Genomic DNA, 10,156 nt, shown 5'->3' with positions numbered 1-10,156 from the left:
ACATTTTGGAAACAGTCTAATCGACAGTTCCATAACAACTAAAAAGAATCAAGACGAAATAAATCCTTTTGATTTTGGTAAAATAAGGTTTGATGTAATTGTGGGGAATCCACCATATATGGCAACCGAACACATGAAGCAGTTTACACCTTTGGAATTGCCTTTGTACAAAAAACACTATTCATCATCATTTAAACAATTTGACAAGTATTTTCTATTCATTGAAAGAGGTTTAGCCCTTTTGAAACCAAAAGGATATTTCGGATATATTGTACCAAGTAAATTTACTAAAGTAGATGCAGGCAAAAAGCTAAGAGAATTACTTGTTTCAAACAAATCTGTGGAACAAATTATTTCGTTTGGTGCAAACCAAGTATTTCACAACAAAACAACTTACACCTGTTTATTGATTCTTAAAAATGATAAACAAAAAGAATTAAATTATTTAGAAGTTGACTCTTTGAAAAATTGGAAAACAAGAAAAATCAATGAAGAACACTTTGATTCCATTAAGTTTGATGAACTTAAAAAAAATGATTGGATTCTTGTTCCAAGCATCTTAAAACCAGTTTTCAATGCCATAAATAAACAATCCGAAACTTTAGAAAACTTAATTGGTTCTGATAATATTTACAATGGTATTCAAACAAGTGCCAATAATATTTATATCTATTCCAAAACAAAAGAAGATAAAAAATACATCTACTTTTCAAAAGATAATATTGATTGGAAAATAGAAAAAGTATTAACAAGACCATATTATAAGACTTCAAGCGGAGATGATAATTTGAATACTTATCGTCCTTTTAGTCCAAATAGGTTTGTTATTTACCCATATTTAAAAACAGAAAAGGGAATTCAATTTGTTGAAATTGATAAATTGAAATCTAACTACCCAAATTTATTTTCTTTTCTAAATCATTATAAAAGCAAATTAAATAATCCAAAAAGAGATATAAAACCAACACCTGAAACAGTTAACGAATGGTATCGTTTTGGAAGACATCAAAGCCTTGATAAATGTGATGTTCCTGCAAAAATTATTGTAGGTGTTTTGGCACAGGGTAATAAATATGCAATTGATTATTTTGGAACTCTAATTTCATCAGGTGGAACAGCAGGATATTGTATGATTACTTTACCTAATGATTTTGCTTACTCTATTTATTACATTCAAGCACTCTTAAACTCTAAGTATTTAGAATGGTTTTCAGCATTAAGCGGAGAAGTATTTAGAGGCGGATATATCGCAAGAGGAACTAAAGTACTGAAGAAACTACCTATTCGAATTATTGATTTTGATAACAAAACAGATAAAGCAATACACGATAAAATTGCTTCAATTCAGAAAGGACTAATTGATATTCAAGGTCAAATTGACAAGAATAAAAGAAACAACAGAAAACTAATTCCTTTACAACGTCAATTTGATAGCCAAAAGAATGAATTAGAACAGACATTAAACACATTGTTCAACTTAGGAAAAAGCGATAGCCTTATTCCTTTAATTTCTAAATTATATGCAACTAATTAAAAATGCATCTAAGGAAAAATTAAGGGGTGGCTTTTACACTCCTGAACCAATTGCATCATTTATTTTAAAATGGGGCATCAATGGAAATGCTGAATATGATATTTTAGAACCGAGTTGCGGAGATGGTGTGTTTCTTAAACAATTAAAAAACAATAACCTTGAATTTCAATCAATTACAGCAATTGAATTTGACGAGATAGAAGCAAACAAAACAGCTCAAATAAAACTTAATAAAAAGTCAGTAATAAATACTGATTTCCATTTGTATTGCAATGAGACTACAGAGCGATTTGATTTAGTGGTTGGAAATCCACCATACATCCGTTATCAATATTTTGATGAAGAACAGCAGAATGAAGCAATAAAAGTTTTTAATCGTGCAAAATTAAAATACTCAAAGCTTACTAATGCCTGGGTTTCTTTTGTGGTAGGTTCGAGTTTGCTACTCAAAGAAAAAGGGAAAATTGGTTTTGTAATTCCTGCTGAAATATTGCAGGTTTCTTATGCTCAACAGTTACGAGAGTTTTTGGCTCATTTTTACAATAAAATAAACATCATTTCATTTGAAAAATTAGTTTTCCCAAATATTCAACAGGAAGTTGTTTTATTGCTTTGTGAAAAAAACGGAAGCGATTCTCATTTGATTGAGCATTTAGAATTAAGAGATGCTTCCGAACTTGATAAATTAGATGTAAACATTCTTAAAAGTCCTTCTAAAAGAATTGATTTCAAATCAAACAAGTGGACGTATTATTTTTTAGAACAAGAAGAAATAAATTTTCTGGAGAAAATTGCAGAAGATAAAAAAATCCCGTCTATTAATAATTACGCAAATGTTGAAGTTGGGATTACCACAGGTGCAAATGATTATTTCACGGTTTCTTTACCGGTTGTAGAAGCTTATGACTTGAAAGAATTTGCAAAACCAATGGTTGGTAGAAGCGTTCAGGTAAACAGTGTAATTTTCACCAAAGAAGATTGGAAACTTAATAGACAAACAAAAGCAAAAGCACATTTATTAGTATTTCCTACTAAAGAAAAATTTAATGGAAATAGCGGAGCAAATTCCTATATCAATTTAGGCGAGTCAATGGGAATTAATAAAGGCTACAAAACAAGCATTCGTGATGATTGGTTTGTAATTCCTTCCATTAAATTATCGGACGCATTATTTATCAGAAGGAATAATTTGTATCCCCGGTTAATCCTGAACGAAGCCAAAGCCTATACAACTGACACTATGCACAGAGTGTTTATTAAAAAAGATACAAATAAAAAAGCTTTTATTGCCAGTTTTTATAATTCCTTATCTTTGTCATTCTCTGAAATTGTTGGACGTAGTTATGGAGGTGGAGTTTTAGAACTTATGCCAAGCGAAGCAGGTAAAATACTGCTGCCTTACAAAACCGAAAACGCAGAATTACTTTCTATTATTGATAAAATGATGAGAGATAAAAAAAGTATTGACCAAATATTGAAAATCACAAACGAGCAAATCTTGAAAAAAGCTTATGGCTTTACTGATGAAGAAATTGAATTAGCAGATAGTATTTGGAAGAAGTTATCTGAAAGGAGACTAAATAGAGGACGAGATTAATAATAGGAATTGGTGTAGAACTAATAATTCTTTTTTTCAATAGTTGACAGCAATGTTCTAATTTTATTCTGAGTTTCAAAATATTCATCCTCAGCACAGGAATCCGACAAAATCCCTGCACCTGCATAAAATATTGCTTTGCTTTTGTGAACTTGCATACATCTGAGATTTACAAAATACTCAAATGAATATTTATTAAAATATGGTCCGATAAAACCACTGTACAACTCTCTTTTGTAACCTTCTTTTTGGACTATATATTTAAATGCTTCTTTTTTTGGAGTCCCGCAAACAGCAGGTGTAGGATGCAAATTTATAATTAATTTACTGAGATTAAAATCATTGTTCTGAGTTACAAATCTGCTTTGAAGATGACAAAGTTCAGCAGCCTTTATGATTTCGGCTTTATGTTCAACAAAGTTGATGTTAAGTTCTTTTAAAACATCCCTTATATATTCTGAAACAATTTCTTGTTCCTTTTTTTCTTTTTCTGAAAATAAAATATTCTTTTGGATTTCATCTTTGGTTTTTGTTCCTGCAAGTGCTACGGTTTCAGTGTGTTTTTTGTTTCTTTTTAAAAATAATTCTGGTGAAGCACCTATCCAAGTACCAAGTTCAGGTACGCTTATCAGGTAAGTGAAAGCATCAATATATTTGTTTTGTATGTTATAAAAAAAATCTAAAGGATTAAATTTTTCGGATATTGAGTGTAAATAATTCCTTGATAAAACAAGTTTTTGGAAACCTCCTTTTCTTATTTCCTGAATTCCATTTTCAACAAGAGTTAAATATTCATTTTTACTTATTCCCTGATTATTGCTTTTAGAAATGTGAATGTTGTTTAAATTTTCATCAATAGAAATATTTTCATCAATTGAATTATTGTTTTCAATTGCAAAAACTTTTTCACTGTTTTCAAACGGACAAATAATGAATGAGTTATCCTGAATTTTATCAATAGAAATTAAAGAGGATTTGCCAAACAATTTTTGAACTTTTCTTTTTCCGGGTAAGCTCCAAAGTGCATAAGAAAAATTATTTTTAACAATAGTTGAACATATTTTATTCAACTTAGAAAGATAAAGGTTTTTTGTATTTCCGAAATTTCTATTCAAAGTAATTGCTGTTAATATTTTTTATGTTTCAAAATTACAATTTTTTTTAAAGAGCAAAAAATTGTAATTTTGCTTGCTAAGAAAATGATAAAATATGAGCGAAAGTAAAAAGAAATCACCACCTGAAATTTATTTTGATGACATCGGAGAAGGAAATGTAATTGTTCTGTTGCACGGTTTTCTTGAATCAACTGAAATATGGAAAGATTTTTCTAAAAAACTTTCAAAAAATTTCAGAGTAATAAGTATTGACCTTCCGGGGCATGGCAAATCAGGTGTTATTAATGAAATTCATTCTATGGATTTGATGGCAATAGAAGTAAGAAATATTCTTGAAATTTCAGGAATAAATAAGTGTGTGATGGTTGGCCACTCAATGGGCGGATATACTGCCATAGCTTTTGCAAAAAAATTCAGAAGATTTTTGAAAGGACTAATTCTGTTTCACTCCCATGTTGAAGCTGACAACGAAGAAGCAAAAATTAACAGAGACAGAACCGTTGAAATTGTAGAAAACAATCATTTTGATTTTATTAATTCATTTACTCCTTCGCTTTTTGCTCCTCAAAATGTAGAAAAATTTTCAAGTGAAATAAAACACTTAATAGCACTATCGAAAAAAACGCCAAAGGAAGGAGTCATCTCTGCAATAAAAGGAATGAAAGAAAGAAAAGACAATCTTGATACTTTAAAAAGGCTTAATATTCCTGTGCTATTTATTTCCGGTGAGCAGGATTCCAGAATTGCTGTTGAAAAAGTAAAAAAACAAGCTGAGGTAAATGAAAAAGTTTCTTTAGAAATTTTGAAAAATGTTGGACACATGGGATTTATTGAAGCTAAAGAAGAATCATTTAAGCTTATCAGAAATTTTGCTCAAACTTCATTTTCGTGGAATAAAAATAACTAATTTATGCATCAATATCATGACCTTATGAAGTTGATTCTTCAAAAAGGAGCAACAAAAAACGATAGAACAGGAACAGGAACAAAAAGTATTTTCGGACATCAGATGAGGTTTGACCTTTCAGAAGGTTTTCCTGTTTTAACAACAAAGAAATTACATCTGAGGTCAATAATTTATGAACTTTTATGGTTTTTAAAAGGCGATACAAATGTAAAATATTTGAACGAAAATGGTGTTTCTATTTGGGATGAATGGAAAGATGAAAACGGAGACTTAGGACCAATTTACGGAGCACAATGGATTAACTGGCCCAACAACAAAGGTGCTGCAATAAATCAAATTCAAAAAGCTGTTGATACGATAAAAAATAATCCCGATTCAAGGAGAATAATTGTTAATGCATGGAATGTCGCTCAATTGGACGAAATGGTTCTAACTCCTTGTCATGCTCTGTTTCAGTTTTATGTTGCAAATGGAAAACTTAGCTGTCAGTTATATCAGCGAAGTGCAGATGTTTTCCTTGGAGTACCTTTTAACATTGCTTCTTATGCTTTACTTACAATGATGATGGCTCAAGTAACAGGATTAAAAGTTGGGGATTTTGTTCATTCTTTTGGAGATGCTCATTTGTATTTAAATCATCTTGAACAAGCAAAATTACAACTCAGTAGAACTCCCGTAAAATTACCCGAAATGGAAATAAATCCTGATGTAAAAAATATTTTTGATTTTAAATACGAAGATTTTAAATTGGTGGGATACAATCCTCAATCACATATTAAAGCACCGATAGCTGTATAATTTTAAAACATAAAAAATGATATCAATAATTGTAGCAATAGCTGAAAATAATGCAATAGGAAAAAATAATGATTTGTTGTGGCATCTTTCTGATGACCTTAAAAGATTTAAAAAACTAACAACAAATCATAAAATAATTATGGGTAAAAAAACTTACGAATCCTTACCAATAAGACCTTTACCCAACAGAACAAATATTGTAATAACCGATATTGAAGGAGAAAATTTTGATGGAGCATTTAGTGTTTACTCCATTGATAAAGCAAAAAAAATGTGTGATAAAAGTGAAGAATGTTTTATTATCGGAGGTGGCTCTGTTTACAAACAATTTTTGCCTTTTGCCGACAAGCTATACATCACAGAAGTTCATAAAAGTTTTGAAGCTGATACCTTTTTCCCTGAAATAAACAAAGCGGAATGGAAGGAAATGTCAAGAGAAAAACACTCAAAAGATGAAAAAAATCCTTACGATTATTCTTTTGTGATTTATGAGAGAGTAAGTTGAAACAAAGTTGTATCTTGAAAAAAAAATTAGTAACTCCCTGTGATTAGTTCTGAATTTTCTAATGAAAAATATCCATTATTGCGATGAGTCAAATATTTATTCATAAATTTGATTTCTGTTTTTTATAAACAAAATTTATAGAATGAGCAGTAATGTAAATATTCAAAACCTTGGAATCGCTATCCGCTATGTTAAAAGGAACAAACTACGAACAATTTTAACAGTATTTGTAATAGTTTTTGGAATAATGGCTCTTGTAGGAATGGTAACAGCCGTTAATGGATTAAAAAATTCATTGTTAAAAAACTTCTCTCAATTAGGTTCCAATTCATTTACTTTGCATGACAAAAGTTTTTTTGAAGAAGATGGCAGAGAAAAAGCAGTTCCTAAAATCACTTATAGGCAAGCAGTATCATTCAAAAAAAAATATAAATTTCCTTCAACAGTATCAATAAATTATACTGCACATTGGAATGCAATTGTAAAATATCGATCTAAAAAAACAAATCCTAAAATTCAAGTAATAGGTACTGATGAAAATTATTTTACAACATCAAGCCTGCAAATTGAAAAGGGCAGAAATTTTAACAATGTTGAAACAAGGTATGGAGCAAACGTTGCAATAATTGGAATAAAGCTAAAAAAATCTCTTTTTGATAATACCGACCCTATTGGAAAAACACTCACAGTAGGCTCTAACAAATTAAAAATCATAGGAGTACTTAAAGAAAAAGGAAGTACATTTGGTTTTTCTTATGATAATATTGTAATAATTCCAATAATGGCAGCTCGTAAAACCATTCCTGCTTCTAATAATTCCTATAATATTACCGTAAAAGTTAATCAAATTGACAAACTTGATGTTGCTGTTAATGAAGCTATAGCTATTTTTAGAATGAACAGGAAATTAAGACCCGGAGAAAAAAATAATTTTGATATAGAAAAAAGCGACAGCCTTGTAAACATAATTGCCAGTCAACTACGCGTTATCACTGTAATAACATTAATTGTAAGCCTTGTAACACTTGTTAGTTCAGCAGTTTCTCTAATGAATATTATGCTTGTTTCTGTCAAAGAACGGATTACAGAAATAGGAACTATGAAAGCCATTGGTGCAAGAATATCCAACATTAAAATACAGTTCCTTTCTGAAGCATTAATAATTAGTCAGATTGGTGGAGTAATTGGTATTATTGCAGGTATTTTAATTGGCAATTTAGTAGCAAAACAAATGGGAAGCGATTTTATTATTCCATGGGTTTGGATTATTATTGCATATTTTGTCAGTATTTTAGTTGGTGTAAGTGCCGGTTACTACCCTGCCGTAAAAGCTGCAAAACTAAATCCTATTGACGCATTGAGGTATGAATAAGAAAATCGTAGTAAAGGGAAAACAAGCAAAGAGTATTAAAACCTCCCTTAACCCATAACTCAAAAAAAAATCAGGATTTAAACAATTTTAAACGTTTATTATTCCTTTATTTTGCACCCAAAATAATCTGTACCTTAATAACAATATAATGAATAATAATCCTGACAATACTTATAAATCCTTGAACTTTATTGAAGAAATTATTGAAAAAGACATCAAAAACGAAAAAAATGAAGGAAAAGTTGTAACACGTTTTCCACCTGAACCAAATGGGTACCTTCACATAGGACATGCAAAATCAATTTGTTTGAACTTTGGTTTAGGAATAAAATATAACGGACCAACCTATCTGAGATTTGATGATACCAATCCGCTAAAAGAGGATGTTGAATATGTTGATTCCATAAAAAAAGATATTGAATGGCTTGGCTTTGAATGGAAAGATAAAGCCAGATATACTTCAGATTATTTTGATCAATTATACGAATGGGCAGTAAAAATTGTAAAAAAAGGTAAAGCTTATGTTTGCGACCTTACAGCAAAAGAAATTTCCAAATACAGAGGAACTCCAACACAAGCGGGAAAAGAAAGCCCTTACAGAAATCGTTCTGTTGAGACAAATCTTGACCTTTTGGAAAGAATGAAAAATGGTGATTTTAAAGATGGAGAAAAAGTCCTTAGAGCAAAAATTGATATGACATCACCAAATATGCACATGCGTGACCCTGCAATTTATCGTATCTTACATGCAACACACCACAACACAGGCGATAAATGGTGCATTTATCCAATGTATGATTTCGCACACGGACAATCGGATTTTATCGAAAAAATTACCCACTCACTTTGTACACTTGAATTTGAAGTTCATCGCCCTCTTTACGATTGGTTTTTAGACCAAATTGCTGAAGGAACTTATCGCCCACGTCAAATTGAATTTGCTCGATTAAATTTGAGTTATACAATTATGAGTAAGCGTAAATTACTCAGTCTTGTAGAAGATGGAATAGTTTCGGGATGGGATGACCCTAGAATGCCAACAATTACAGGCTTAAGAAGAAGGGGCTTTACTCCTGAATCTATCAAAAATTTTGCTGATAAAATTGGTATTGCAAAAAGAGATAACATTATTGATATAGCACTGCTTGAACACAGTGTACGTAATGACCTTAATAAAAAAGTTGCAAGAGTTTTTGCAGTTATGAATCCTTTAAAAGTAATTATTACAAATTATCCTGAAGATAAAGTAGAAGAGCTGGAAATTACAAACAACCCTGAGGATGAAAGCATGGGAAAGAGAAAAGTCCCTTTTTCAAGAGAAATTTACATTGAACAAAATGATTTTTTGGAAGATCCTCCAAAGAAATTTTTCCGATTAGGACCAGGTAGAGAAGTTAGGTTAAAAGGTGCTTATTTTATAAAATGTAACGATTTTTTAAAAGATGAAAAAACAGGAAAAATAAAAGAACTTTATTGCACTTACGATCCTGCTACAAAAAGCGGGACTAAAGTTACTCGCAAAGTAAAAGGTACTATTCACTGGCTTTCAGTAAAGCACGCAGTTGATGCAGAAGTAAAATTGTATGACAGGTTATTTAAAACTGAAAATCCTGATAAAACAGAGGAAGGAAAAGATTTTAAATCAAATTTAAATTCTGATTCTATTGAAGTAATAAATGCAAAAGTAGAACCAATGCTAAAGAACGTTAAACCATTAGAAAAATTCCAGTTTCAAAGAATAGGATATTTTTGCGTTGACCTTGATTCTACTAAAGAAAAAATTGTTTTTAACAGAACAGTTACACTTAGAGATTCTTGGAAAGGGAAATAGGAATGCAAGATGCAGTCGGCAGTCCGCAGTAAGCAGTCTCCAGTCAAATTCCGAATAAACAAAAAGAAGTACTTAAAGTGCCTAGAGTGCCTAAAGTACTTAGAGTTATGTGTTACGAATAAACAAATTACGAGTCCGCAGTCGGCAGTAAAAAACAGTCCTCAGTCAAATTCCGAATAAACAAAAAGAAGTACTTAAAGTGCCTAGAGTGCCTAAAGTACTTAGAGTTATGTGTTACGAATAAATAAATTACCAGTCGGCAGTAAAAAACAGTCCACAGTCAAATTCCAAATAAACAGATAACTAAATCCTCCTTCGCGAAAGCTACGGAGGAGAATCTAAACGAATAAACAACTCTTACAACAACAACCCACAAAATCGTCATTGTGAGGGAGGTACGACCGCGACAATCTCGGGCTTTTTAGCAGAGGTAGTAAAAAACAGTCCTCAGTCAGCAGTAAGCAGTCTTCAGTCAACAGTCAAATTCCGAATAGACA

At 31.0% G+C, this 10,156-nt stretch carries 8 protein-coding genes; 7 read left to right on the top strand and 1 reads right to left on the bottom strand.

Annotation, left to right across the window (positions count from 1 at the left end):
- On the top strand, positions 1–1,534 hold a 1,534-nt coding region (locus tag U9R42_10400; protein MEA3496433.1), incomplete at its 5' end, for an Eco57I restriction-modification methylase domain-containing protein.
- The gene (locus U9R42_10395) at positions 1,521–3,131 is read left to right on the top strand and encodes a class I SAM-dependent methyltransferase (protein ID MEA3496432.1); all 1,611 of its coding nucleotides are present in this window, start codon (positions 1,521–1,523) and stop codon (positions 3,129–3,131) included. The genes U9R42_10400 and U9R42_10395, both read left to right, overlap by 14 nt.
- Positions 3,132–3,151: 20 nt before the next feature.
- On the opposite strand, the gene U9R42_10390 is transcribed toward U9R42_10395, so the two are convergent.
- On the bottom strand, positions 3,152–4,246 hold the full coding sequence (locus U9R42_10390; GenBank protein MEA3496431.1) for an isochorismate synthase: 1,095 nt from the start codon (positions 4,244–4,246) through the stop codon (positions 3,152–3,154).
- A gap of 94 nt (positions 4,247–4,340) precedes the next feature.
- On the opposite strand from U9R42_10390, the gene U9R42_10385 reads away from it, so the two are divergent.
- From U9R42_10385 to U9R42_10365, 5 genes are all read left to right on the top strand, one after another.
- On the top strand, positions 4,341–5,153 hold the full coding sequence (locus U9R42_10385; protein ID MEA3496430.1) for an alpha/beta fold hydrolase: 813 nt from the start codon (positions 4,341–4,343) through the stop codon (positions 5,151–5,153).
- A 3-nt stretch (positions 5,154–5,156) separates the two neighbouring features.
- Positions 5,157–5,951: a thymidylate synthase gene (locus U9R42_10380; protein ID MEA3496429.1), complete on the top strand. Its 795-nt coding sequence runs from the start codon at positions 5,157–5,159 to the stop codon at positions 5,949–5,951.
- 16 nt (positions 5,952–5,967) lie between these two features.
- Entirely contained in the window at positions 5,968–6,456 is a 489-nt protein-coding gene (locus U9R42_10375) for a dihydrofolate reductase (GenBank protein MEA3496428.1), read from the top strand.
- Positions 6,457–6,598: 142 nt separating this feature from the next.
- Complete coding sequence (locus U9R42_10370; GenBank protein ID MEA3496427.1) at positions 6,599–7,828, top strand: ABC transporter permease; 1,230 nt, start codon at positions 6,599–6,601, stop codon at positions 7,826–7,828.
- A gap of 148 nt (positions 7,829–7,976) precedes the next feature.
- On the top strand, positions 7,977–9,659 hold the full coding sequence (locus U9R42_10365; protein ID MEA3496426.1) for a glutamine--tRNA ligase/YqeY domain fusion protein: 1,683 nt from the start codon (positions 7,977–7,979) through the stop codon (positions 9,657–9,659).
- The last annotated feature ends 497 nt before the right edge of the window (positions 9,660–10,156 follow it).

It is taken from the genome of Bacteroidota bacterium, assembly GCA_034723125.1.
Lineage (GTDB): Bacteria > Bacteroidota > Bacteroidia > CAILMK01 > JAAYUY01 > JAYEOP01.
This window is presented reverse-complemented; position numbering and strand designations above follow the sequence as displayed.

Excerpts from the sequence above, each read along its gene's own strand:
- U9R42_10365 (MEA3496426.1), top strand. The coding sequence starts at position 7,977 with ATGAATAATAATCCTGACAATACTTATAAATCCTTGAACTTTATTGAA.
- U9R42_10395 (MEA3496432.1), top strand. The coding sequence starts at position 1,521 with ATGCAACTAATTAAAAATGCATCTAAGGAAAAATTAAGGGGTGGCTTT.
- U9R42_10375 (MEA3496428.1), top strand. The coding sequence starts at position 5,968 with ATGATATCAATAATTGTAGCAATAGCTGAAAATAATGCAATAGGAAAA.
- U9R42_10385 (MEA3496430.1), top strand. The coding sequence starts at position 4,341 with ATGAGCGAAAGTAAAAAGAAATCACCACCTGAAATTTATTTTGATGAC.
- U9R42_10380 (MEA3496429.1), top strand. The coding sequence starts at position 5,157 with ATGCATCAATATCATGACCTTATGAAGTTGATTCTTCAAAAAGGAGCA.
- U9R42_10370 (MEA3496427.1), top strand. The coding sequence starts at position 6,599 with ATGAGCAGTAATGTAAATATTCAAAACCTTGGAATCGCTATCCGCTAT.